The 22,507-nt window shown below is 65.4% G+C and carries 27 protein-coding genes; 9 read left to right on the forward strand and 18 right to left on the reverse strand.

Annotation, left to right across the window (positions count from 1 at the left end; all coding sequences use genetic code 11):
* Positions 1-10: 10 nt before the first annotated feature.
* Both ACP69V_RS07535 and ACP69V_RS07540 read right to left on the reverse strand, forming a co-directional pair.
* A complete protein-coding gene (locus ACP69V_RS07535) occupies positions 11-397 on the reverse strand; it encodes a YccF domain-containing protein (protein WP_426023304.1) in 387 nt (128 codons plus the stop codon).
* Positions 398-498: 101 nt separating this feature from the next.
* The gene (locus ACP69V_RS07540; protein ID WP_425983728.1) at positions 499-738 is read right to left on the reverse strand and encodes a DUF2171 domain-containing protein; all 240 of its coding nucleotides are present in this window, start codon (positions 736-738) and stop codon (positions 499-501) included.
* Between the two features lie 151 nt (positions 739-889).
* On the opposite strand from ACP69V_RS07540, the gene ACP69V_RS07545 reads away from it, so the two are divergent.
* Both ACP69V_RS07545 and ACP69V_RS07550 read left to right on the forward strand, forming a co-directional pair.
* On the forward strand, positions 890-2,137 hold the full coding sequence (locus ACP69V_RS07545; protein ID WP_426023305.1) for a patatin-like phospholipase family protein: 1,248 nt from the start codon (positions 890-892) through the stop codon (positions 2,135-2,137).
* A gap of 2 nt (positions 2,138-2,139) precedes the next feature.
* Entirely contained in the window at positions 2,140-2,328 is a 189-nt protein-coding gene (locus ACP69V_RS07550) for a DUF4169 family protein (protein WP_426023306.1), read from the forward strand.
* A 4-nt stretch (positions 2,329-2,332) separates the two neighbouring features.
* Here ACP69V_RS07550 and ACP69V_RS07555 read toward each other — a convergent pair whose 3' ends face one another.
* Positions 2,333-3,217 (reverse strand): DMT family transporter, encoded by an 885-nt coding sequence (locus tag ACP69V_RS07555; protein ID WP_426023307.1) that lies wholly within the window; start codon positions 3,215-3,217, stop codon positions 2,333-2,335.
* Between the two features lie 106 nt (positions 3,218-3,323).
* Here ACP69V_RS07555 and ACP69V_RS07560 point away from each other — a divergent pair, with 106 nt between their 5' ends.
* The 6 genes from ACP69V_RS07560 (at position 3,324) to ACP69V_RS07585 (ending at position 7,599) form a co-directional block, all read left to right on the forward strand.
* Entirely contained in the window at positions 3,324-3,731 is a 408-nt protein-coding gene (locus tag ACP69V_RS07560) for a YbaY family lipoprotein (protein ID WP_426023308.1), read from the forward strand.
* On the forward strand, positions 3,728-3,952 hold the full coding sequence (locus tag ACP69V_RS07565; protein WP_135195521.1) for a ribbon-helix-helix domain-containing protein: 225 nt from the start codon (positions 3,728-3,730) through the stop codon (positions 3,950-3,952). Before ACP69V_RS07560 ends, ACP69V_RS07565 begins: the two co-directional genes overlap by 4 nt.
* A 24-nt stretch (positions 3,953-3,976) precedes the next feature.
* The gene (locus ACP69V_RS07570; RefSeq protein ID WP_426023309.1) at positions 3,977-4,696 is read left to right on the forward strand and encodes an SIMPL domain-containing protein; all 720 of its coding nucleotides are present in this window, start codon (positions 3,977-3,979) and stop codon (positions 4,694-4,696) included.
* Positions 4,697-4,727: 31 nt separating this feature from the next.
* Entirely contained in the window at positions 4,728-4,871 is a 144-nt protein-coding gene (locus tag ACP69V_RS07575) for a hypothetical protein (protein ID WP_426023310.1), read from the forward strand.
* Positions 4,872-5,028: 157 nt separating this feature from the next.
* Positions 5,029-7,383 (forward strand): ATP-dependent helicase, encoded by a 2,355-nt coding sequence (locus ACP69V_RS07580; RefSeq protein ID WP_426023311.1) that lies wholly within the window; start codon positions 5,029-5,031, stop codon positions 7,381-7,383.
* Positions 7,384-7,416: 33 nt separating this feature from the next.
* Positions 7,417-7,599, forward strand: a complete 183-nt coding sequence (locus ACP69V_RS07585) for a DUF3606 domain-containing protein (RefSeq protein WP_008259491.1) — start codon at positions 7,417-7,419, stop codon at positions 7,597-7,599.
* Positions 7,600-7,660: 61 nt separating this feature from the next.
* Here the strand turns inward: ACP69V_RS07585 and lpdA are convergent, their stop codons facing one another.
* The 13 genes from lpdA to lipA all read right to left on the reverse strand — a co-directional run bounded on the left by lpdA (position 7,661) and on the right by lipA (position 19,356).
* Positions 7,661-9,067, reverse strand: a complete 1,407-nt coding sequence (lpdA, locus tag ACP69V_RS07590) for a dihydrolipoyl dehydrogenase (RefSeq protein ID WP_426023312.1) — start codon at positions 9,065-9,067, stop codon at positions 7,661-7,663.
* 2 nt (positions 9,068-9,069) lie between these two features.
* The gene (locus ACP69V_RS07595; RefSeq protein WP_426023313.1) at positions 9,070-9,549 is read right to left on the reverse strand and encodes a glutathione peroxidase; all 480 of its coding nucleotides are present in this window, start codon (positions 9,547-9,549) and stop codon (positions 9,070-9,072) included.
* Between the two features lie 15 nt (positions 9,550-9,564).
* Positions 9,565-10,863 carry a pyruvate dehydrogenase complex dihydrolipoamide acetyltransferase gene (locus ACP69V_RS07600; RefSeq protein WP_426023314.1) on the reverse strand — a complete coding sequence of 433 codons (1,299 nt, stop codon included), beginning with the start codon at positions 10,861-10,863 and terminating at the stop codon, positions 9,565-9,567.
* Positions 10,860-12,239: a pyruvate dehydrogenase complex E1 component subunit beta gene (locus tag ACP69V_RS07605; RefSeq protein WP_426023315.1), complete on the reverse strand. Its 1,380-nt coding sequence runs from the start codon at positions 12,237-12,239 to the stop codon at positions 10,860-10,862. The genes ACP69V_RS07600 and ACP69V_RS07605 overlap by 4 nt, the downstream gene beginning before the upstream one ends.
* Positions 12,240-12,242: 3 nt before the next feature.
* A complete protein-coding gene (gene pdhA, locus ACP69V_RS07610) occupies positions 12,243-13,271 on the reverse strand; it encodes a pyruvate dehydrogenase (acetyl-transferring) E1 component subunit alpha (RefSeq protein WP_135195511.1) in 1,029 nt (342 codons plus the stop codon).
* A gap of 133 nt (positions 13,272-13,404) precedes the next feature.
* On the reverse strand, positions 13,405-13,704 hold the full coding sequence (locus tag ACP69V_RS07615; protein ID WP_409716355.1) for an FtsB family cell division protein: 300 nt from the start codon (positions 13,702-13,704) through the stop codon (positions 13,405-13,407).
* Positions 13,705-13,841: 137 nt separating this feature from the next.
* Entirely contained in the window at positions 13,842-15,119 is a 1,278-nt protein-coding gene (eno, locus tag ACP69V_RS07620) for a phosphopyruvate hydratase (RefSeq protein WP_426016937.1), read from the reverse strand.
* An 89-nt stretch (positions 15,120-15,208) separates the two neighbouring features.
* Entirely contained in the window at positions 15,209-15,826 is a 618-nt protein-coding gene (locus ACP69V_RS07625) for a hypothetical protein (RefSeq protein ID WP_426023316.1), read from the reverse strand.
* Between the two features lie 109 nt (positions 15,827-15,935).
* Positions 15,936-16,118 (reverse strand): 50S ribosomal protein L32, encoded by a 183-nt coding sequence (rpmF, locus tag ACP69V_RS07630; protein ID WP_026108365.1) that lies wholly within the window; start codon positions 16,116-16,118, stop codon positions 15,936-15,938.
* Positions 16,119-16,273: 155 nt separating this feature from the next.
* Entirely contained in the window at positions 16,274-16,825 is a 552-nt protein-coding gene (locus tag ACP69V_RS07635; protein ID WP_426023317.1) for a sugar O-acetyltransferase, read from the reverse strand.
* On the reverse strand, positions 16,822-17,937 hold the full coding sequence (locus ACP69V_RS07640; protein WP_426023318.1) for an NAD(P)/FAD-dependent oxidoreductase: 1,116 nt from the start codon (positions 17,935-17,937) through the stop codon (positions 16,822-16,824). The genes ACP69V_RS07635 and ACP69V_RS07640 overlap by 4 nt, the downstream gene beginning before the upstream one ends.
* Entirely contained in the window at positions 17,934-18,386 is a 453-nt protein-coding gene (locus ACP69V_RS07645; RefSeq protein ID WP_426023319.1) for a type II toxin-antitoxin system RatA family toxin, read from the reverse strand. Before ACP69V_RS07645 ends, ACP69V_RS07640 begins: the two co-directional genes overlap by 4 nt.
* Positions 18,387-18,393: 7 nt before the next feature.
* Positions 18,394-19,356 carry a lipoyl synthase gene (gene lipA / locus ACP69V_RS07650; protein WP_346496864.1) on the reverse strand — a complete coding sequence of 321 codons (963 nt, stop codon included), beginning with the start codon at positions 19,354-19,356 and terminating at the stop codon, positions 18,394-18,396.
* A gap of 183 nt (positions 19,357-19,539) precedes the next feature.
* On the opposite strand from lipA, the gene ACP69V_RS07655 reads away from it, so the two are divergent.
* Positions 19,540-21,093, forward strand: a complete 1,554-nt coding sequence (locus ACP69V_RS07655) for an AMP-binding protein (protein WP_426023320.1) — start codon at positions 19,540-19,542, stop codon at positions 21,091-21,093.
* On the opposite strand, the gene ygiD is transcribed toward ACP69V_RS07655, so the two are convergent.
* Together ygiD and wrbA are read right to left on the reverse strand one after the other, a co-directional pair.
* On the reverse strand, positions 21,094-21,852 hold the full coding sequence (ygiD, locus tag ACP69V_RS07660; protein WP_426023321.1) for a 4,5-DOPA dioxygenase extradiol: 759 nt from the start codon (positions 21,850-21,852) through the stop codon (positions 21,094-21,096). It lies immediately after the preceding gene.
* Positions 21,853-21,856: 4 nt separating this feature from the next.
* The gene (gene wrbA, locus ACP69V_RS07665; protein ID WP_426023322.1) at positions 21,857-22,459 is read right to left on the reverse strand and encodes an NAD(P)H:quinone oxidoreductase; all 603 of its coding nucleotides are present in this window, start codon (positions 22,457-22,459) and stop codon (positions 21,857-21,859) included.
* Between the last annotated feature and the right edge of the window lie 48 nt (positions 22,460-22,507).

The raw sequence follows: 22,507 nt of genomic DNA on the forward strand, positions 1-22,507 counted from the left end.
TTGGTTGGCGTCAGGCCTTGTCGCGGACCGTGCGGCCGACGGGCGCCAGCGCCAGCTTGGCCAGTTCCCGATCCTTCAGGGCGAAGGGAATGCCGATGATGGAGACGAACTCCACGACGGCGATCAGCAGATGCGTCAGGGCGATGTACCAGCCGGCGACGACGAACCAGACGATGTTCAGCACGACGCCCAGGCAGCCCGCCACCGGATGCGCGTCCTGCCACACGACCTCGCGGCCGAAAGGCCAGAACGAATAGCTGGCGATGCGCCACGCCGCGAAAGTCCACGGCAGACCGACGACGGTCAGCGCCAGAATCGCTCCACCGAACAACCACAGCAGGCCTGACAGCCAGCCGCCGAGCACGAACCACAGAATCTTCAGGATCAGGCGGATCAAGGTCGAAGCTCCAGCGCCGCCTCATGCGACGCATCCCAGATAGCGATAAGGCCCCGCTTGTGCAGCGGGGCCTTAGATGAATTCGCGTTAAGTCGCCGTGATCAGTGCGGCTTTTCCGACCAGCGCGCCTTGGCGTCTTCCTGGGTCAGGTTCAGGTGGACGTGCTTGTCATCGACCTTCTCGACCCAGCTGACCGGGATCAGGTGGTGTTTGAAGCCGCCGGCGAAATCCAGCTTTGCCAGCTCGATCTGGTCGCCCAGGACGTGATCCACACGCCCCACATGGCCGCCGTCCGAGCCTACGACTTCGAGATGTTCCTTGATGAGCGAAACGTCGACCATGTCTGTCTCCAACAGTTCGGTTTGTCCTGCCGGTGAGAACACGCGGCGTCAGGCCGGGTTTCAAACGGCGACGCTTGTTCTGTGATGTGATGACAGGAGACGGCCCGAAGCGGTAGAAAGCGTTTCTCGACACAGGGCTGGAAACAAGCGCATGCGGCGGATCGGATCGGGCCTGTTCGGCATCGTCATGGCCTTGGCGCTGACCGCGTGCGGCACCCTGGATCGGCCAACCGGGCCGCTCAGGATCACCGACGGCACGCTGGTCAAGGCCGAGGATCCTCGTATCCGCGCCAACGACAGTGCGAGACTGCAGGCCTTCACCCGAGAAATCGGCGAACGGTTGCGGCCCGATCATCCGACCTCGATCCTGGCCCTGTCCGGCGGCGGAGCTAACGGGGCGTATGGGGCCGGGCTGCTTGTCGGCTGGACCGAGCATGGGGATCGTCCGGTGTTCGACGTGGTGACCGGCGTCAGCACCGGCGCCCTCGCCGCCCCCTTCGCCTTCCTGGGCTCGGAATGGGATGACGAGCTTCAGCACGCCTACACCAGCGGCGGAGCGAACAATCTGCTGAGCTGGCGCAGTTTCGCCGCCTTCCTGAACCCCAGCCTGTTCTCGTCGCAGGCGCTGCGGAACCTGGTGGACGAGAACGTCACTCCCGAACTGATGCAGGCCGTCGCGCGCGAGAACGCCAAGGGCCGTCGCCTCCTGGTCGCCACGACGGACCTGGACAGCGAAGAGACCGTCATCTGGGACATGGGTCTGCTGGCCGCCCAGGGTGACGACAACGCCCGAGAACTGTTCAAGGAGGTTCTGGTCGCGTCCGCCAGCATTCCCGGCGTCTTTCCGCCCGTGCTGATCGCAGGGCTTCAGGACGACGACAAGGTCGTGCTGGAAATGCACGTCGACGGGGGGGTCAACACGCCCTTCCTCGCCATACCCGAGGACCTGATGCTCTGGACCCGGCCCGAGGACGAGGGGCGTGTCGGCGCCCTCTATGTCATCGTCAACGGTCAGGTCGGTCGCAACGACGGCGTCACGCCCGGCCGTCTGTCCGGCATCCTGGCGCGGACCTATGACAGCATGAGCAAGTCGTCGCTGCGCATCCATCTGGCGGTGACGGCGGCTTTCGCGCGGCGCAACGGCCTGGACATGGCCCTGTCGGCCATTCCCGACAATGTCGCCGCCTCAAGCCTGAAGTTCGACCAGGAGACCATGACGGCCATGTTCGAACTGGGTCGTCAGCGCGGGCTCGGCCCCGACGCCTGGACCCGGCTGGGCGAGCGTCCGGCGAACCAGCCCTTCATCCCCCAGACGACTATCTCGGACTCGCAGGTGCCGGCCGTGCTGGCGCCGCCGCCCACGCCGGCAGAAACGCCGGCAGAGCCGCCGAAGACCTGATCATGGGCGAGATCGTCAATCTGAACCGGGCGCGAAAGACGCGGGCCAAGGCCGAGAACAAGGCCCACGCCGCCGCCAATCGCGTCGCCCACGGTCGAACCAAGGCCGACAAGACGCTGACCGCTCTGGAACGTCATCGGGCAGACAAGCTGCTGGACGGTCAGAAGCGCGATCCGAAGTCGGACGACTGACGCCTCAGGTCTTGGGCGCACGGATCAGCATCACCTGCCCCGCCAGCACCAGCGCCAGTCCGATCAGTGCGCTCCAGCCGAAGCGCGCGCCCTCGAAGATCACCGACACCAGCATGGCGATGGGCGGCGTCAGGGCCGAGATGTAGCTGGCCAGGGCATAGCCACGCTGACGCGCGATGGTGAAATACAGGCCGAACGCGATCACCGACCCGAACAGCGACAGATAGAGCAACGACAGCACATAGTGCGGCGTCGGCTCGATCCGCCACGTCACGCCGGTCGCCACGCCATACAGCGCCAACATGGCCGTGCCATAGGCCATGGCCCAGGACGTGGCGGCCATCACCGGTGCGCCGGCCTGCTGTCCCTTCCAGGCGAACCAGTTGCCGAACGCCGACGCCAGGACGGCGGTCAGGGCGAAGACGACCCCCAGCCCCGGATTGAGGCCTGCGCCGGCCGCCGTGATCTGACCGTACGACAGCACGCCTACGCCCATGACGCCCAGAGCCGCGCCGATCCACGCGGCGGGCGCCGCCTTCTGTCCGCCCATAAGCCGGAACAGGATCAGGTTGACGAAGGCCAGGGCGGCGAAGATGACTGCGACCACAGCCGACGCCACCTGCCCCTCCGCCGCATAGACGAAGCCATAGCTGACTGCGAAGACGAAGGCGCCCTGCCCGATCGCGGCCAAATGCTGGGCGCGGGTCAGGCGCAAAGGCCGTCGCGTCACCGCGCAGAAGGCGAACAGCACCGCCGACGCCAGGCCGAACCGCCAGACGATGGACACGATCGAATCGACTGGCCCCAGTTGCAGGGTGATCGCATACCAGGTCGTGCCCCAGATCAGGGCGCAGATGGCGATGGCGGCGATCGTGAAAGGGCGGCTCAAGGTCGATCTCCGGCGGCGAACAGCCCGCTTATCATCGCAAAGCCGGCGGCGCCGCTCACGTCTTGCACCGGAGTGTGACACACTGTGTCCCACAAAGGAGATCGTCATGCGAAACGCCCCCCTGATCCTGCCCGCCGCCCTGGTGATGGCCGCCTGTGCGACCGCACCGGAAATGACGACGGGAACGACCGTCGTGAACGTGACCGCCACCTATCGCGAGCGGATCATGCTGCCGCCCGGCCATGTCCTGACGGTCAAGGTCGAGGATGTCAGCCTGGCCGACGCCCCGGCCCAGGTGCTGGCCGAGGCCAGCGAGCCGCTGACCGGTGGACCACCCTATCGCGTCACCCTGGGCTTCCCGACGTCTCAGATCGATCCGCGTCACACCTATGCCGCGCGGGCCGAAATCCGCGACGCGGCCGGCGCTCTGGTCTTCGTCACAGACACCCGCCACGCCATTCTAACCAATGGCGCACCGGCTTCGGCCGAGATCGTGTTGAAGTCCGCGCGTTGAGCAGCCTGAGCAAACGCTCGGTCGCCCTGGCGGGTCATGCGACCTCTGTCGCGCTGGAACCCGAGTTCTGGGCCGTGCTGGACCGGATCGCCGCCGCGCGCGAGCTCAGCAAGGCTCAGCTTCTGGCCGAGATCGACGCCAATCGCGGCCGCCGCCCCCTCGCCTCCGCCTGTCGCCTGCTGGCCCTGGACTGGGTGGCGGATCATGGACGACAGGCGTAGCGTCAGCCGAATGGAGACCGCGTCATGACCGACAATCGTCTGATCCCCGCCGCCGTCGTAGGCGGCCTTTTGGCCCTGGGTTTCATCGGGGCCGGCGCCCTGATCGGTCAGGGCGTCATCCATGCGCGTGCAGGCGACCGCACGGTGACGGTGCGTGGCCTGTCCGAACGCAATGTGAAGGCCGACCTCGCCGTCCTGCCGCTGCGCTTCACGGCCTCGGGCGATGTCCTGTCGGAAGTGCAGACCAAGATCGACGGCGATCTGGCCTTGGTGCGACGGTTCCTGGCGGCCCAGGGTTATCCGACCCAGGCCATCGAGCTAGGCCGGCTGGAGGTCGCCGACACCCGCTCACGAGAATACGCCGCCCAGAACGGCGGGCCACGCTTCATCCTGGCCCAGACGGTGATCGTGCGGACCAATGACGTGGCGCGGGTTCAGTCCACGACGCGGTCCCTGAACGACTTGGTCCGTCAGGATGTGGTGCTGCAGGACTTCCAAGGGCCATCCTACATCTTCACCAAGCTGAACGATGTCCGCCCGCAGATGATCGCCGAGGGCACGGCGGCGGCTCGCACCGGCGCGGAACAGTTCGCCAAGGACAGCGGCACGCCGCTGGGGCCGATCCGTCAGGCCACCCAGGGCTCCTTCGAAATCCTGCCGCGTGATGGCGCAGGCGGCGACGAGGCCGCCTCGATCGACAAGAAGGTCAGGGTCGTCACGACCATCACCTATAGCCTGAAGTAGTCTCGCGAGAGACTGCATCGGCGGATTGCGGTTGCCCGATGAATTCGACTTCGGCATGGGGGTCTTGGCCCATTTCGACCAGGGCGACCCATACCGCCATGATCACGAACATCCCAGCCATGCCCAGAGCGAAGGCCAGCCACCCGGCTTTCTTGCCCTGCGGTTTGCCGCCTGACGCCGCCTTCCTCGTGTCAGTATTTCGCTGCATCGCACCTAGGAACCTGCCGTCGCCCTGCCGGTTCCGAGGTTTCATTGTGGCGTCGGCCCTGACATTGCCGCGCGGTCCCCTTATGTTCCGGTTTCGAATCTGATTGACGGATATTTCTGCGCCTGTGACCGATCTCCCCGCCCCCCGCATTTCCGACCTGGCGCGAGCCCGCGCGCCCGAGGGCGAGGCGCCGCGTGACTATCTGAAGGGGCTGAACCCCGAGCAGCGTGAAGCGGTCGAGACGACGGAGGGGCCCGTGCTGGTTCTGGCCGGCGCCGGCACCGGCAAGACCCGGGTCCTGACCACCCGTCTGGCGCACATCCTCGCCACCGGCCGGGCCAAGCCCTGGGAACTGCTGGCCGTCACCTTCACCAACAAGGCCGCACGCGAGATGCGCGAGCGGATCACCCATCTGATCGGCCCTTCGGCCGAAGGCTTACGGTGGCTGGGCACCTTCCACTCCATCGCCGCCCAGATCCTGCGTCGCCACGCCGAACTTGTCGGGCTGAAATCAAGCTTCACCATCCTGGACACCGACGACCAGGAACGGGTGCTGAAACAGCTGCTAGAAGCCGCCAACATCGACACCAAACGCTGGACGCCCAAGTCGCTGAGCGGCCTGATCGACCACTGGAAGAACCGCGGCTGGACGCCAGAGAAGCTGCCGCCCGGCGAGGACTTCGCCAACGGCAAGGGCCAGGGCCTGTACGCCGCCTATCAGGCGCGTCTGCGCAGCCTGAACGCCTGCGACTTCGGCGACCTGCTGCTGCACAACATCACCATCCTGTCCAAACACGCGGATCTGGCGGACGAATACCGCCGCCGCTTCCGCTACATCCTGGTCGACGAATATCAGGACACGAACGTCGCCCAATATCTGTGGCTGCGGCTGTTGACGGCCTCGACCGGCAATGTCTGCTGCGTGGGCGACGACGACCAGTCGATCTACGGCTGGCGCGGGGCCGAGGTGGACAACATCCTGCGCTTCGAACGCGACTTCCCCGGCGCCAAGATCGTCAAGCTGGAGCGCAACTATCGCTCGACCAGCCATATCCTGGGCGCGGCCTCAGGCCTGATCGCCGCCAACCGCGACCGGCTGGGCAAGACCCTGTGGACCGAGGACGACAGCGGCGACAAGGTGCGGGTGCGCGGCGTCTGGGACGGCGAGGCCGAGGCCCGTCTGATCGCCGACGAGATCGAGACCGCGCGTCGCCCCCACGCCGGCGAGCCGGGGCTGAAATACAAGGACATGGCCATCCTGGTCCGCGCCTCGTTCCAGATGCGGGCCTTCGAGGAACGGCTGGTCATGCTGGCCATCCCCTATGCGGTCATCGGCGGCCCGCGCTTCTTCGAACGGGCCGAAATCCGCGACGCCCACGCCTATATGCGGCTGATCCAGTCCGAGGACGACGATCTGGCCTTCGAGCGGATCGTCAATGTGCCCAAGCGCGGCATCGGCGACACCAGCGTACAGAAGATCCTGCAACTGGCCCGTCAGCACGACCTGTCCGCCCTGACGGCCGTGCGCGGCCTGATCAACACCGACGAGCTTCAGGCCCGCACCCGCACCGCCCTGTCCAACTTCGTGCGCGACATCGACCGCTGGCGCACCCTGTCCGAGACCACGCCCCACTGGCAGGTCATGGAGACCGTGCTGGAGGAGAGCGGCTACACCGACATGCAGAAGGCCGACCGCACCAGCGGTCAGACGCGGTTGGACAACCTGAAGGAACTGACCCAGTCGATGCAGCAGTTCGAGACGCTGCAGGCCTATCTGGAGCACGTCTCCCTGGTCATGGACCTGGAACGCGCCAACAGCGACGATCCGAACGGCGACGGGGCGGTCCAGATCATGACCCTTCACGGCGCCAAGGGGCTGGAGTTCCCCTTGGTCTTCCTGCCCGGCTGGGAGGAAGGCGTCTTCCCCAGCCAGCGCAGCATCGACGAAAAGGGCGAAAAGGGCCTCGAGGAGGAACGCCGCCTGGCCTATGTCGGCGTCACCCGCGCCAAGCAGGACGCGCGGATCAGCTTCGCCGCCAACCGTCTGGTCTATGGCCGCTGGACCTCGCAACTGCCCAGCCGCTTCGTCGACGAACTGCCCATCGCCCACGTCGATCCGCAATCCGACACCGGCTACTACGGCGCCTCGACCGGAATGAAGGAGGCCAAGAGTCGCTGGGACGAGGCGCCCAGCTTCGGCAGCGGCTATTCCTCCCCCGGCTGGAAACGCGCCCAATCCTTCACCGCCGCCCAGACGCCGAACAAGATTCCGGCCCGCAAGGCCGTGATCGAAGGCGACGGCCGCCTGATCGCCACCGCCGATCCCAAGTCCGGCTCCGGCTGGAAAAAGGGCGAACGCGTCTTCCACCAGAAGTTCGGCTACGGGAACGTGCGCGTCATCGAGGGCAACAAGCTGCTGGTCGAGTTTGAAAAGGCTGGCGAGAAGCGGGTGATCGACAGCTTTGTCGAGAAAGCCTAACCCGACCATCTATCGCAACAGACGGAGCCGACCATGGCGGGCCTCAAGGACAAGCGCGGCTTCATCGACAAGGACCGCATCGACCTGTCCGAACGGCAGTCGGTCGAATACTGGATGAAGCGCTGGGGTGTGACCCGCGACCAGATCACCGCCGCCCACCGCAAGGTCGGCCGCATGACCAAGGACATTGCAGCGGAGTTGGGCAAGAAGCGCTGACGCCTCGCCCCCTGTATGAAAAACGGCCCCGGAACGCTCCGGGGCCGTTTCAGTCTCTGGTTCAGATGTGGATCACGCGCCCGTATGCGTCCAGCGCCGCCTCGTGCATGGCTTCCGACATGGTCGGGTGCGGATAGACGATGCCGTGGATGTCTTCTTCCGTCGCCTCCATGGTGATGGCGGTGACATAGCCCTGGATCATCTCGGTCACTTCGTGGCCGATCATGTGGGCGCCGATCAGGGCGCCGGTCTTGGCGTCGAAGATCACCTTGACGAAGCCGTCGGTGTCGCCCGAGGCGATGGCCTTGCCGTTCACGCGGAACGGGAAGCGGCCGATCTTGACCTCGCGCTTCTCGGCGCGGGCGGCCTGTTCGGTGACGCCGACGGAGGCGACCTGCGGCTGGGCGTAGGTGCAGCCGGCGATGGGCGAATGGACGTTGGGCGTCTTGAAGCCGGCGATATGTTCGGCGGCGTGGATGCCTTCGTGCGAGGCCTTGTGCGCCAGCCAGGGCGCGCCGGCGCAGTCGCCGATGGCGTACAGGCCCTTGACGTTGGTCTGGCAGTGGCCGTCGATCTTGACGTGGCCGCGATCCATTTCCAGACCCAGGGCCTCCAGGCCGATGCCGTCGGTATTGGCGGTGATGCCGACGGCCGAGATGCAGACCTCGGCCTCCAGGGTCTCGGCCTTGCCGCCGATTTCGACGGCGACCTTCACGCCCTTGGCGTCCTTGCTCACCTTGGTGACCTTGGCGCCTAGCTTGAATTTCATGCCGCGTTTTTCGAACGACTTCTGGGCGGCCTTGGAGACCTCCTCGTCCTCGACCGGCATGATGCGATCCACGGCCTCGACCACGGTCACGTCGCAGCCCAGGGCGCGATAGAAGCTGCCGAACTCGATGCCGATGGCGCCCGAACCGATCACGACGATGGATTTGGGCATGAATTTCGGCGCCATGGCCTCGCGGTAGGCCCAGATCCGGTCGCCGTCGGCTTCCAGCCCGATCTGCGGCAGGGCGCGGGCGCGGGCGCCGACGGCCAGCATCACCGACTTGGCCTCCACGGTGCGCGAACCGCCCGCCTTCAGATCGACGAGGACCTTGGGCGCGGCGGCGCCCTTCTCCAGCTTAGCCGAACCTTCGATCACCTCGATCTTGTTCTTCTTCATCAGGAAGCCGACGCCCTGATTCAGCTGTTTGGCCACCCCGCGCGAGCGCTGGATGATGGCGTCGAAGTCGAACGACGCGCCGGACGCCGACAGGCCGTATTCCTTCAGATGGCTCAGGCTCTCGAACTTCTCGCCGGACTTCAGCAGGGCCTTGGTCGGGATACAGCCCCAGTTCAGGCAGATGCCGCCCAGGTTTTCGCGCTCGATGATCGCGACCTTGAGGCCCAGTTGGCTGGCGCGGATGGCCGCGACGTAACCGCCGGGGCCCGAGCCGATAACGACGAGATCGAATTCAGCAGCCATGATCAGATCAACTTCTCGATGTCGGCCTTGATGGCCTCGGGTTCTGTCTGCGGGGCGTAGCGGGCGACCACCCTGCCCTCGCGGTCGGTCAGGAACTTGGTGAAGTTCCACTTGATGGCCTTGGAGCCTAGGAAGCCGCGCTTTTGTTCGGTCAGCCAGGCATAGAGCGGATGCCGGTTCGGCCCGTTGACCTCCACCTTGTCGAACAGGGGGAAGGTCACGTCGAAACTGGTGGCGCAGAAGGCGGCGATCTCCGCCGCCCTGCCCGGCTCCTGCTCGCCGAACTGGTTGCAGGGAAAGCCCAGCACCTCGAACGGCCGGTCGGCGAACGTCCGGTGCAGCGTCTCCAGCCCGGCGTATTGGCCGGTGAAGCCGCACTTGGACGCCGTGTTGACGATCAGCAGCGCCTGACCGCGAAAACGATCCAGCGAAACCTCCGTGCCGTCGATGGCGCGGGCGGAGAAGTCATAGACCGAGGTCATGACCTCGCCCTCCCCTTACGCCAGCATCGCGACGGGATCTTCGATCAGCGGCTTGAACGCCTGCAGGAAGCGGGCCCCGGTCGCGCCGTCCACCACGCGGTGATCGCAGGTCAGGGTCACCGTCATGACCGTGGCCGCAACGACCTGGCCGTTCTTGACGACCGCGCGCTGCTCGCCCGCGCCCACGCTCATGATGCAGCCCTGGGGCTCGTTGATGATCGAGGTGAACTGCTTGATGCCGAACATGCCCAGGTTGGACACCGAGAAGGTACCGCCCTGGAACTCTTCCGGCTTCAGCTTGCGTTCGCGGGCGCGCTTGGCCAGGTCCTTGGACTCAGTTGCGATCTGCGCCAGGCCCTTGGTTTCGGCCTTCTTGATGATCGGGGTGATCAGACCGCCGTCGATCGCCACAGCCATGGAGACGTCGGCGTTATGGTGCATGGCGATGCCTTCGGGGGTGTAGGAGGCGTTCGCCTCCGGCACCATCTTCAAGGCCAGTGCGGCGGCCTTGATGACGAAGTCGTTGACCGAGACCTTGATCCCCTGCGGCTCCAGCATCTTGTTCACCTTGGCGCGAACGGCCATCAGCTGGTCGATCTCGACGTCAATGAACAGCGGGAAGTGCGGCACGTTCTGGATGCTGTCGACCATGCGACGCGCCACCGCCTTCTTCATCCCATCCAGCGGGATGAGGTCGTAGCTGCCGTCGGGGATACCCACCTGGGCCAGCGACTGAGCCTTGCGCGGTTCAATGCCCGAGGTCGCGGCGGCGGCGGTCGGGGCGGCCGCAGGCTTGGCGGCGCCAGCGGAGACGCCTTCGACGTCACGCTTGACGATACGGCCGTGCGGCCCGGTGCCCTTTATCGACTTCAGATCGACGCCGTTCTGGGCGGCGATGCGACGCGCCAGAGGCGACGAGAATATGCGCTCGCCGTTATCCGATTTTGGGGCGGCGGAAGCTGGAGCGGCAGAAGCAGCAGCCTTGGGCGCTTCAGCGGCGGGAGCGGCTTCGGCCTTCGGCGTTTCCTCGGTCTTGAAGGCGGGCTTTTCCTCAGCCTTGGGCGCGGCGGCAGCGCCCTCGTCTTTCAGGCGCGCGATGGGCGTATTGACCTTCACGCCTTCCGTGCCTTCGGCGACCAGGATATCGGTGATCTCGCCCTCATCGACGGCCTCGACTTCCATCGTGGCCTTGTCAGTTTCGATCTCGGCGATCACATCGCCGGCCGAGACGACGTCTCCGACCTTGACGTGCCACTTGGCCAGAACGCCCTCTTCCATAGTGGGAGACAGGGCTGGCATCAGGATATCGGTCATGCCATCACCTGCTTCACGGCCGCGATGATTTTGTCCACGCCCGGCAGCGAAAGCACTTCCAAGTTGGCGGCGTAAGGCAGCGGCACGTCTTCCTGGTGCACCCGCAACGGCGGGGCGTCCAGATAGTCGAAAGCGTGTTCGATGACGCGAGCCACGACCTCAGCGCCGACGCCCATCGGACCCCAGCCTTCTTCGGCCGAGACCAGACGGCTGGTCTTCTTGACGCTCTCGACGATGGTGTCGGTGTCCAGCGGACGCAGGGTGCGCAGATCGACGACCTCGCACTCGATGCCCTCTTCCGCCAGCTTCTCGGCGGCCTGGAGGGCGAATCCGACCATGCGGCTGTGGGCCGTGATGGTCACGTCCTTGCCCTCGCGGCGGACCTTGGCCTTGCCGATCGGCAGGACATAATCCTCGACGTCCGGCACGTCGAACTCCAGGCCGTACATCATCTCGTGTTCGAGGAAGACGACGGGATTCGGGTCGCGGATGGCGGCTTTGAGCAGGCCCTTGGCGTCGGCTGCATCATAGGGCGCAATCACCTTCAGGCCCGGCACCTGGGCGTACCAGGCGGAATAGTCCTGGCTGTGCTGGGCGCCGACGCGCGAGGCGGCGCCGTTCGGACCGCGGAAGACGATAGGCGCACGGATCTGACCGCCCGACATGTACAGGGTCTTGGCGGCCGAATTGATGATGTGGTCGATCGCCTGCATGGCGAAGTTGAACGTCATGAACTCGACGATCGGCTTCAGGCCCGACATGGCGGCGCCGACGCCCAGGCCGGCGAAGCCGTGCTCGGTGATCGGGGTGTCGACGACGCGCTGGTCGCCGAACTCCTGCAGCAGGTCGCGGCTGACCTTGTAGGCGCCCTGGTACTGGGCGACTTCCTCGCCGATCAGGAAGACGCGATCGTCACGACGCATCTCTTCGGCCATGGCGTCGCGCAGGGCGTCGCGCACAGTCGTCTTGACCAGTTTGGCGTCGGCCGGGATTTCCGGATCGCGCAGCTCGACCTTGGGAGTCGAGGTCTGGGCCGGAGCCTTTTCGGGATCGCCCGTCTTGCCTTCGGCCGTAGCCTTGGGCGCATCGGCCTGAGCCTTGTCGGATTCAGCCTTGGGCGCCGGCGCGGCTGCGCCGTCTTCGCCAGCCAGACGCGCGATGGGCGTATTGACCTTCACGTTCTCGGAGCCTTCGGCGACCAGGATTTCCAGCACTTCGCCTTCATCCACGGCCTCGACTTCCATCGTGGCCTTGTCGGTCTCGATCTCGGCGATCACCTGGCCGGCCGACACCGTGTCGCCTGCCTTGATGTGCCATTTGGTCAGCGTGCCCTCTTCCATCGTGGGGGACAGCGCCGGCATCAGAATGTCGGTCACGGATCAGGCCTCCACGTAGACGTCGGTGTAGAGCTCGGACGGATCGGGTTCCGGGCTCTCTTGGGCGAATTGAACAGCTTCGGCGACGATCGCCTTGATTTCGGTGTCGATGGCCTTGAGCTCGTCCTCGGTCGCATTGGCGGCCGACAGCAGCATCTTCAGGTGATCGATCGGGTCACGGGTCTTTTTGACCTCGTCCACCTCTTCCTTGGTCCGGTATTTCGCCGGGTCGGACATCGAGTGACCGCGATAGCGATATGTCTTTACTTCCAGAATGAAGGGACCGCCGCCTTCGCGGGCGCGCTTCACCGCGCGGGCGGTGGCGTCACGCACGGCCAGCACGTCCATGCCGTCGACCTGTTCGCCCGGAATGCCGAAGCTGGCCCCGCGCTGATACAGTTCTGTGGTCGAGGACGAGCGTTCGATGCTCGTGCCCATGGCGTACTGGTTGTTCTCGATAATGTAGATGGCCGGCAGCTTCCACAGCTGGGCCATGTTGAAGCTCTCGTAAACCTGACCCTGGTTCGAGGCGCCGTCGCCGAAATAGACGAAGGCCACCGAATCGTCGCCGCGGTATTTGCCGGCGAAGGCCAGTCCCGTGCCCAGCGCCACCTGGGCGCCGACGATGCCGTGGCCGCCATAGAAGCCGGTTGGCACGTCGAACATGTGCATCGAACCGCCCTTGCCCTTGGACGAGCCGCCGCTACGGCCGGTCAGCTCGGCCATGACTTCCTTGGGATCCATGCCAGCGGCCAGCATGTGGCCGTGGTCACGGTAGCCGGTGATGATCTTGTCATGGCCCTGTTTGACGCTCTCCTGAACGCCGACGGCCACGGCTTCCTGGCCGATGTACAGGTGGCAGAAGCCCCCGATCAGACCCATGCCGTAGAGCTGGCCTGCACGCTCTTCGAAGCGACGGATCAGGACCATCTCGCGATAGAAGCGAAGCAGGTCCTCCTTGGACGCCGTCGGCGTGTTGGGCAGTTTGTCAGGCGAAGTCGTCTGAGCGGATTTGGCTGGGGCTTTCGCCATCCGGTATCTCCCGGCTAGGCGTCGAGAACCGACGCCTTCTTATCGTTACGGAAAGGGGCTTTAGCAGCCTTCCTTCCCGGAACGCAAAGGGGTGGGAGCCGCCCTGTAACAATAGTTCAAGTGGCGAGGGTTTTCACCCTTGAACGGCGGGGCCCTGCACGCGGATCACATAGTCGCGGGGGTCCGAGAAGCCCAAGACGGCGCGCGCGCGCTCTTCCAGAAGATCACGGGACAGACTGTCGGTGCGCAGATAGCGAACGCGCGTCTCAAGGTCGCGACGCTGTTCGGTCAGATGCGCCAATTGGTCCTCGCGTTGCCCCAGCAGGGCATCGCGGGAAGAGCCGCTCAACAAGCCGCGCTCGCCTGTCAGCGCTTGCACCCCAAGATAGGCAAGCAACAACAACAGGGCGAAGGACAGGCGGTAAGGTTTCATCCGTTCGGGCACTTAAAACGCTCCTTCTGAGCGCGAAAACACAGTTCATAGACTGTGCTCGAAAATGCCTAACGAAATGTAGCTTGACCGTAAGATAATCGGCGGAGAACGCTGATTCTCCGCCGACAATTCAGTTCTTACTTCAGCAGCATGCCGTCGCCGAAATAGATGCCCTGGTCCCCCAGCATCTCTTCGATGCGCAGCAGCTGATTGTATTTCGCCACCCGGTCCGAACGCGCCAGCGAGCCGGTCTTGATCTGCCCGCAGTTGGTGGCGACGGCCAGGTCGGCGATGGTGTAGTCCTCAGTCTCGCCCGAGCGGTGGCTCATCACGGCGGTGTAGCCGGCGCGGTGGGCCATATCGACGGCGTCCAGCGTCTCGGACAGAGTGCCGATCTGGTTGACCTTGATCAGGATCGAGTTGGCCAGACCTTCGCCGATGCCGGCGGCCAGACGCGCCGGGTTGGTCACGAACAGGTCGTCGCCGACCAGTTGAACCCTGTCGCCCAGGCGTTCGGTCAGCAGGCGCCAGCCGTCGAAGTCGTCCTCGGCCATGCCGTCCTCGATCGAGACGATCGGGAAACGCTCGCACAGATCGACCAGATAGGCGGCCATACCGTCAGAATCGACGGTCTTGCCCTCGCCGGTCATGATGTATTTGCCGTCCTTGAAGAACTCGGTCGAGGCGACGTCCAGGCCCAGATGGAAGTCTTCACCGGCCAGATAACCGGCCGCCTGCCCCGCCTTGGTGATGAAGCTGAGCGCTTCGTCGGCCGAGGCCAGGTTCGGGGCGAAGCCGCCCTCGTCGCCGACGTTGGTGTTGTGACCGGCGTCCTTCAGCTGCTTCTTCAGCGCGTGGAAGATTTCGGCGCCCATGCGCACGGCGTCCGAGAAGGTCTCGGCGCCGGTCGGCAAGATCATGAACTCCTGGATGTCGATCGGATTGTCGGCGTGTGCGCCGCCGTTGATGATGTTCATCATCGGGGTCGGCAGGACACGGGCCGAAACGCCGCCGAGGTAGCGATACAGTTCCTGATTGGCCGACAGGGCGCTGGCCTTGGCAACGGCCAGCGACACGCCAAGGATGGCGTTGGCGCCGAGACGCGCCTTGTTGGGCGTGCCGTCCAGATCGATCATCGCCTCGTCGATGCGGCGCTGCTGCTCGGCGTCCATGCCGGACAGGGCGTCGAAGATCTCGCCGTTGACGGCGTCGACCGCCTTCTGCACGCCCTTGCCGCCCCACATATCCTTGTCGCCGTCGCGCAGTTCGACGGCTTCGTGCGCACCGGTCGAGGCGCCCGAAGGGACGGCGGCGCGGCCGAATGAGCCGTCTTCCAGCGTGACATCGACTTCCACCGTCGGATTGCCCCGGCTGTCGAGGATCTGGCGGGCGACGATGTCGGCGATGTCGGTCATGGCTCGGCTCTTTGGCTCAAGGGGCAAGGGAGGTTCGACGGTTTAGCCGCCTCCCCGCAAAACGCCAATGCCGACATCGGCACCTGGCGTCAGGAACAGCCCTCGACCAGTTGTATCGACGGGTCGCCGGCGTGAACCATCATCACCTTGCCGTCGCTGCCGATTTCGTAGCGCACGCCGCGTGCCGCCGGATCGGTGACATAGGACGTCGAGCCGCCACGCGACCAGACGAACAGATCTTCGGCCGGCGCATCCTGATATTTGTGCGGCTGGGCGAAGAGGGCGCCGCCGTAAGCCTGTTTGATCGCCATGGCGGCGTCGCCTACGCCGAAACCGCGATCGGTCTTGGTCGTCGCACCGCGCGCCAGAGTGATTCGCGTCAGGACGCCGTTCTGGATCATGACTCGCACGTCCGCCGGCGCATTGGCCGGATGGAACTCGTCGCAGGTCTCCGGATCGGCGCCGCCGACGGCGTTCGGCTGAGAATCATCGCCCCAGGCCGTCACCAGTTCGGCGCGCGTCATGCCGATTCGCACAGGACCCAGCCCTTCGGCCGTCAGGGCGTTGGGGTCTGCAGCAGGCGCCGCGGGCGTCTCCACAGCCGGCGCAGCGGTCACTGGAGCCGGAGCGGCGGGCTGTTCCTGGCGATCACAGGCGGCGAGCGTCAGCAGCGCGCAGGCGCTGACGGCGGTGAAACGAATCATCATGCGGCATCTCCAATGGAAGCTTCACCGCATTGAACGCACGAAAACGGCGCGCGGGTCACCGCGCGCCGTTAAAATCGTCATCCGGCCGTAGCCGGGCGCCGGTAGAAGACTAGTCTTCTTTCGGCGTGATGACCTGGCGACCGCGATAGGTGCCGGTCTTCAGGTCGATGTGGTGCGGGCGCTTCAGCTCGCCGGTGTCCTTGTCCTCGACATAGACGTTCGAGGTCAGGGCGTCGTGGGCGCGGCGCATGTTGCGACGCGAGGGGGATACTTTCCGCTTCGGAACGGCCATGTCCGTCTCAATCTTCTAAGTCGGGCGCCGCCCAGAGCCGAAGCCTGATCAAGCGCGAAAACGATAGCGGCGGCCCTGAACCCTTCAAAGGAAGAACGGGGGACCGCCACGCGAGGCGCGGCTTATGCATGAACCCCGCGACGATTTCAAGGCGTTTAAGCAGGCGTGAGGCGACGCACGATCTTCGCCGGATTTCCGACCACCACGACATTCGACGGCACATCCCTGGTCACCACCGAACCGGCCCCGATCACCGATCGATCCCCGACGGTGACGCCGGCTAGAACGATGGCGCCGCCGCCGATCCACACGTCGTCGCCGATGACGATGGGCCGCGCCGTCTCCTCGCCGCGACGCGCAACGGCGTCCAGCGGATGCTCCGGCGTCAGAAGCTGCACGCCAGGCCCCGCCTGGAAGTTGTCGCCGATGCGGATTTCGGCGCAGTCCAGAAATACGCAGTTGGCGTTGGCGAAGGCTCGCGCGCCCAGGTGGATGTTGACGCCGTAGTCACAGAAGAAGCCCGGCATGATCACCGCCTTGCCGTCGGCGGCGTTCACCAGCTCATTGACCAGGGCGCCGCGCCGCTCGCGATCCGGCTCGGCATTGATGGCGACGGTCAGGCCGACCGCGCGGGCGCGACCGGCCCGCAAGTCCTGATCGCCCGGATCATAGGGCAGGCCCGCCAGCATCTTCTCGCGTTCGGTCATGCGGTCTCCGTCAGGGCGGCGGCCACAGCCTCGCCTATGGCCAGGGAGCTGGTCAGGCCGGGGCTCTCGATGCCGAACAGCGCCATCAGGCCGTCGATGCCGTGATGCTCATGTCCGTGCAGTTGAAAGTCCGGTTGCGGCTCTCCCGGTCCATGCAGCTTGGGCCGGATGCCGGCATAGTCGGGCGTCAGGGCGGCGTCTGGCAGGCCGGGCCAGAAACGGCGGATATAGGCGGCGAACACCTCGGCCTTGGCCGGATCGACCGAATAATCCTCGGTCTCGACATAGGCCAGGTCGGGACCGAACACGGCCTGCCCGCCCAGATCCTTGCGATAATGGGTGCCCAGGGCGCCGGGGATGGGCGGCGGATAGATCAATCTGTCGAACGGCGCCTTGCCGACCAGACGGAAATAGGTTCCCTTGCCGAAATGGCCCGCCGGAATGTCGCTGGCCGGATAGCCGTCGATGGCCGCCGCCACGGCTTGCGCCGACAGGCCGGGCGCCGTGACCAAAAAGCGGCTGGTGATCTCCATCGCCCCCTCCCCGCCCACGCGAATGCGAAACCCGCCGCCTGGCAGAGGCTCAGCGCCTTCGAACGGCGCCGAAACCACGACCGAGCCGCCCGCATCCTCGATTTCGCCCTGCAGGGCCAGCATATAGCCGTGACTGTCGAACAGGCCGCTCTCGGGCGACAGGATGGCGGCGTGGGCGTTCAGATCGGGCTCCAGCGCCCGCGCCTGGGCGCCGGTCAGATGCTCCAGCCCCTCGACACCATTCGCCGTCGCCTGTTCGAAGATGGCTTCGATCCGCTCGACCTCGTCTTCTTGCGTCGCCACGACCAGCTTGCCGCATTTGCGATGATCGATCTTGCGGCTGGCCAGGAAGTCATAAAGCGCCCGCCGCCCCTCGACGCAGAAGCGCGCCTTCAGCGATCCCGTCGGATAATAGAGGCCGCCGTGAATCACCTCGGAATTGCGCGACGAGACGCCCTGGCCGATGTGGCCTTCCTTCTCCAGCACCAGCACCGTCAGGCCACGTTTCGACAACGCCCGACCGCAGGCCAGGCCAACGGCCCCGGCGCCCACGACGGTCGCGTCGAAATCGAAACTCATGGCCTGGAGTATCTCCGCTTCGCCTCAGCCTCGAAACAGCCGATCAGCTTTTCAACCGCCCGGTCGAAATTGGCCGACAGCATCAGATCCAGCATCTTCGATTTAAAGGCGAAGTCGATCATGAACTCCAGCCGTGCGCCGTCGGGATGGGGGAAAAACTCCCACCGATTCTTCAGATGCTTGAACGGGCCGCGCAGCAGGCCGACCTCGACCTTGGGCGCGTTCCGGTCATGCCGGACCCAGGTCGAGAACCGCTCCTTCAGGAAGGAGAAGCCCACACCGGCTTCCGCGTCCAGCACGGTGACGCCCTCGCCTTCGGCCCGCTCGTTCCAGACGCGCATCGACGTGACCCACGGCACGAAGTCGGGATAGGCGCCCACGTCGGCGACCAGATCGGCAAGCTGTTCGGGCGCATAGGGAAGGATGCGCGTAACGCGGTGGACGGCCATTCGGGGCTTAGCGACGCAGCTGCGCCTCGCGCGCCGCCTTCAGCCGGGCGAAATCGTCTCCGGCGTGGTGCGACGAACGCGTCAGCGGGGACGAGGACACCATCAGGAAGCCCTTGGCCCGGGCGATCGCCTCATAGGCCTTGAACTCTTCCGGCGTGACGAAACGGTCGATGGCGGCGTGTTTGCGCGTCGGCTGCAGATATTGGCCGATGGTGATGAAATCGACGCCGGCGGACCGCATGTCGTCCATCACCTGCATGACCTCTTCCTTGGTCTCGCCCAGGCCGACCATGATGCCGGACTTGGTGAACTGCTCCGGGTCACGCTCCTTGACCATCTGCAACAGGCGCAGGCTGTGGAAGTAGCGAGCGCCGGGCCGGATCTTAAGATACAGGCGCGGCACGGTTTCAAGGTTGTGATTGAAGACGTCAGGCTTGGCGTCGATCATCACGGCGGCCGCCCCGTCCTTGCGCAGGAAGTCGGGCGTCAGGATTTCGATGGTCGTGCCCGGCGCCTGGATGCGGATCTGGCGCACCACCTCGGCGAAGTGGGCGGCGCCGCCGTCCGACACGTCGTCGCGATCGACCGAAGTGATCACCACGTGGTTCAGGCCCATCTGCTGGACCGCCAGACCGACCTTGCCGGCCTCTTCCGGGTCCAGCGGCTGGGGCAGGCCCGTCTTGACGTTGCAGAAGGCGCAGGCCCGCGTGCAGGTGTCGCCCATGATCATCAGGGTGGCGTGCTTCTGGCTCCAGCACTCGCCGATGTTCGGGCAGGCCGCCTCTTCACAGACCGTCACAAGCCCCTTGGAGCGCACGATCTCCTTGGTCGCATTGTACTGACCCGAGCCGGGCGCCTTGACCCTCAGCCAGTCTGGCTTTTTCAGAACGACCGACTCGGGCCGGTTCTGCTTTTCGGGGTGACGCAGCTCGGAAGGCTTGCGCTGAAGGGTGTCGATCAGGGTGACCATTCCCGGTATTTCGGACTTTGAAGGCGTTAAGGCAAGGCACACCGGGTAACAGACTTGCCGCAGGCGTGATCGCGCCTCGGAACTCACGCGACGTTACGCATCTTTTCAAGAGGACACGGCGTCATTAATGACAGTCGCCCGAACAACAGAGAGGGCCTTCCGCGCCCTCCGTAGGAGACGCGCTTGCGCCAGGCCCTGGATTCCTCGCTTTACGACTCGTCCCTGATCGACGCCCTGATCGATGCGCGGGCGCGGTTCGGCGACAAGGAAATCCTGGAGGATCAGGATCGCCACCCCCTCACCTACACCGGCCTGATCCGCGCGGCCTTCGTGCTGGGCCGCAAGATCGCGCAAATGACAGATCTGGGCGAGCGGGTCGCCATCCTGCTGCCGTCGTCCATGGGTGTCGTCGTCACCTTCTTTGGTTTGCACGCCCACGGCCGCGTGCCTGTGATGCTGAACTTCACCGCCGGCGAGGCCAATCTGAAGGCCGCGATCAAGGCCTCAGGCGTCAAGAAGGTGCTGACCGCCCGGCGCTTCATCGAACAGGCCAAGCTGGACGACCTGATCGCGGACCTGAAGACGGTGGCCGAGGTCGTCTGGCTGGACGACGTTCGCAAGACCATCGGTCTGGCCGACAAGCTGTACGGCCTCGCCGCCGGCGCCGCGCCCAAGCGGTTCCGCGTCAAGACCGACCCGGACGCGCCGGGCGTGGTCCTGTTCACCTCCGGCAGTTTCGGCACGCCCAAGGGCGTCGTGCTGAGCCAGAAGAACCTCGTCGCCAACGCCCGCCAGGTGGCGGCCCATATCGACCTGCTGCCGGAATGGGTGATGTTTAATCCCCTGCCGACCTTCCACTGTTTCGGCCTGACCGGCGGGGTCATCCTGCCCCTGCTGCAAGGGTTGAAGGCGTTCCAGTATCCGTCCCCCCTGCACGCCAAACAGATCACCGACCTGTTGCCCCAGGTGAACGCCTCGATCCTGTTCGCCACCGACACCTTCCTGAACCAGTACGGCCGCGTCGCCGAGCCGAACGACTTCTCGACGCTGAAGTTCGTGGTTGCCGGCGCCGAGAAGGTGCGCCCCGAAACCCGCGCCCTGTTCGACGAAAAGTTCGGCGGCGTCGTACTGCTGGAAGGCTATGGCGCGACCGAGGCCTCGCCGGTCATCGCCGTCAACCACCCCGACCGCAACGCGCCTGGCACCGTGGGTCAAGTCCTGCCCGGCATCGATTGGACGCTTGAGCCGGTCGAGGGCATCGACGCGGGCGGCCGGCTCATGCTGCGCGGCCCCAACGTCATGAGCGGCTACGTCACGTCGGCCGAACCCCTGACCTGGGATCCGATCGGCGATGACTGGCTGGACACCGGCGACATCGTCGATGTCGATGACGAGGGCTATGTCACCATCAAGGGCCGCGCCAAACGCTTCGCCAAGATCGGCGGCGAAATGGTCTCCCTGACCGCCGTCGAAGGCATCGCCGGCGCCGTCTGGCCGGAACAGCGTCACGCAGTCGTCTCCATCCCCGACAGCCGTAAGGGCGAGAAGCTGGTCCTGGTCACCGACCACGCCGAGGCCGAAGTCGCCCCCTTGGCCGAATGGGCCCGCACCAACGGCGCGCCCGAACTGATCGTGCCCAAGAAGATCGTCAAGGTCGCCGAGGTCCCGGTTTTGGGCACCGGCAAGACGGACTATGTGTCGATCCAGAAGATGGTCGAGGCCGAAAAGTCGGCCTGATCAGCCGATCCTGACGCCGGTCATCGAGATCGAGCCGCCGTCGATGCGGTCGTTGAAGAAGCTGACCGTCTCGCCCGGCTCCTGCTGGGCGGCGACATAGAGCACCGGCAGATAGTGTTCGTCGGTCGGCACGCTCAGCTGGGCGTCCTCGGCCAGGCCGACCCAGTCGATCAGGGCGTCGTGGTCGCCCTTTTCGAACGCTGTCTTCACCGCCTCATTGAACCCGGTCGCCCAGCCATAGGGTTCGGCGCCATCCTCTCGTTTCCACGTCCGCAGATTGTGGACGAAGTCGCCCGAGCCGGCGATGACGATCCCCTCGTCCCGCAGCGGCCGCAGGGCCTTGGCCAGTTCGTAGTGCTGGCGCGCCGTCAGTTCGCGGTTCAGGGACAGCTGCACCACCGGCACATCGGCGTCCGGCCACACATGGCACAGCACCGACCAGGTCCCGTGGTCCAAACCCCATTGCTGCGTCTGCACCGCACCGGTCAGTTCCGCGACCCGCGCCGCCAGTTCGGGCGACCCGGGCGCGGGATATTGCATCTCGTGAAGTTCACGCGGGAAGTTACCGAAATCATGAATGGTTTCGGGCCGGTCCTGCGCGGTGACGCCCAGCCCGCGCGTCTCCCAGTGGGCGGAGATCATCACCACCCCCTTGGGCTTGCCTATGGCCTCGCCCAGCGCGCGCCACGCAGCCCCGTAGGGACCACCAAGCGCGTTCATGGGCGAACCGTGACCGAAGAAGACGGCGGGCTGGCGCATGAGATCAGCCGTGCAGCTTCTTGGCCAGTTCGGCGATATGCTTGCCTTGGAACCTGGCGCCACCCAGTTCGATCTCGCTGGGCTGACGCGAACCGTCGCCGCCAGTGATGGTCGTCGCACCATAGGGCGAACCGCCCTCGACCGAGTCCAGCGTCATCATCGCCTGATACGAGTAAGGCAAGCCCACGACCGGCATCCCGTGGTGCATGAAGAAGTTGTGCAGACCCTGGAAGGTGGTTTCCTGGCCGCCGTGCTGGGTCGCGGTGGCGGTGAAGGCGCCGCCGATCTTGCCGATCAGGGCGCCGCTGAACCAAAGGCCGCCGGCCTGATCCAGGAAGGCGCGCATCTGCGACGCGGCCGAGCCGAAGCGGGTGCCGGCGCCGATGATGACGGCGTCATAGTCCTTCAGGTCGTCGATCTTGGCGATCGGCGCCTTCTGGTCGAGCTTGTAATGCGAGGCCTTGGCCAGCTCTTCCGGCACGGTTTCCGGCACGCGCTTGATGTCCACCACCGCCCCTTCGACCTCGCGCGCGCCCGCGGCGACGGCTTCGGCCATGGTTTCGAGGTGGCCATAGGTCGAATGATAGAGAACGAGGATCTTGGGCATTGGGGAGGCTCCGTTGAATGACCGGCCGTCATTCGCAACAACGACCGT

The organism is Brevundimonas sp. PWP3-1b1 (assembly GCF_049896065.1).
GTDB classification, from domain to species: Bacteria; Pseudomonadota; Alphaproteobacteria; order Caulobacterales; family Caulobacteraceae; genus Brevundimonas; species Brevundimonas intermedia_B.

What these genes read in the sequence shown, in the direction of transcription:
- ygiD (WP_426023321.1), bottom strand. Translation starts at nt 21,852, where the DNA reads ATGCGCCAGCCCGCCGTCTTCTTCGGTCACGGTTCGCCCATGAACGCG.
- ACP69V_RS07570 (WP_426023309.1), top strand. Translation starts at nt 3,977, where the DNA reads ATGACCGACAATCGTCTGATCCCCGCCGCCGTCGTAGGCGGCCTTTTG.
- ACP69V_RS07635 (WP_426023317.1), bottom strand. Translation starts at nt 16,825, where the DNA reads ATGACCGAACGCGAGAAGATGCTGGCGGGCCTGCCCTATGATCCGGGC.
- lpdA (WP_426023312.1), bottom strand. Translation starts at nt 9,067, where the DNA reads ATGGCTGCTGAATTCGATCTCGTCGTTATCGGCTCGGGCCCCGGCGGT.
- ACP69V_RS07645 (WP_426023319.1), bottom strand. Translation starts at nt 18,386, where the DNA reads ATGGCCGTCCACCGCGTTACGCGCATCCTTCCCTATGCGCCCGAACAG.
- ACP69V_RS07615 (WP_409716355.1), bottom strand. Translation starts at nt 13,704, where the DNA reads ATGAAACCTTACCGCCTGTCCTTCGCCCTGTTGTTGTTGCTTGCCTAT.
- lipA (WP_346496864.1), bottom strand. Translation starts at nt 19,356, where the DNA reads ATGGTCACCCTGATCGACACCCTTCAGCGCAAGCCTTCCGAGCTGCGT.
- rpmF (WP_026108365.1), bottom strand. Translation starts at nt 16,118, where the DNA reads ATGGCCGTTCCGAAGCGGAAAGTATCCCCCTCGCGTCGCAACATGCGC.
- pdhA (WP_135195511.1), bottom strand. Translation starts at nt 13,271, where the DNA reads ATGGCGAAAGCCCCAGCCAAATCCGCTCAGACGACTTCGCCTGACAAA.
- ACP69V_RS07540 (WP_425983728.1), bottom strand. Translation starts at nt 738, where the DNA reads ATGGTCGACGTTTCGCTCATCAAGGAACATCTCGAAGTCGTAGGCTCG.
- ACP69V_RS07585 (WP_008259491.1), top strand. Translation starts at nt 7,417, where the DNA reads ATGGCGGGCCTCAAGGACAAGCGCGGCTTCATCGACAAGGACCGCATC.
- ACP69V_RS07595 (WP_426023313.1), bottom strand. Translation starts at nt 9,549, where the DNA reads ATGACCTCGGTCTATGACTTCTCCGCCCGCGCCATCGACGGCACGGAG.
- ACP69V_RS07625 (WP_426023316.1), bottom strand. Translation starts at nt 15,826, where the DNA reads ATGATGATTCGTTTCACCGCCGTCAGCGCCTGCGCGCTGCTGACGCTC.
- ACP69V_RS07640 (WP_426023318.1), bottom strand. Translation starts at nt 17,937, where the DNA reads ATGAGTTTCGATTTCGACGCGACCGTCGTGGGCGCCGGGGCCGTTGGC.
- ACP69V_RS07560 (WP_426023308.1), top strand. Translation starts at nt 3,324, where the DNA reads ATGCGAAACGCCCCCCTGATCCTGCCCGCCGCCCTGGTGATGGCCGCC.
- ACP69V_RS07600 (WP_426023314.1), bottom strand. Translation starts at nt 10,863, where the DNA reads ATGACCGATATCCTGATGCCAGCCCTGTCTCCCACTATGGAAGAGGGC.
- eno (WP_426016937.1), bottom strand. Translation starts at nt 15,119, where the DNA reads ATGACCGACATCGCCGACATCGTCGCCCGCCAGATCCTCGACAGCCGG.
- ACP69V_RS07545 (WP_426023305.1), top strand. Translation starts at nt 890, where the DNA reads ATGCGGCGGATCGGATCGGGCCTGTTCGGCATCGTCATGGCCTTGGCG.
- wrbA (WP_426023322.1), bottom strand. Translation starts at nt 22,459, where the DNA reads ATGCCCAAGATCCTCGTTCTCTATCATTCGACCTATGGCCACCTCGAA.
- ACP69V_RS07550 (WP_426023306.1), top strand. Translation starts at nt 2,140, where the DNA reads ATGGGCGAGATCGTCAATCTGAACCGGGCGCGAAAGACGCGGGCCAAG.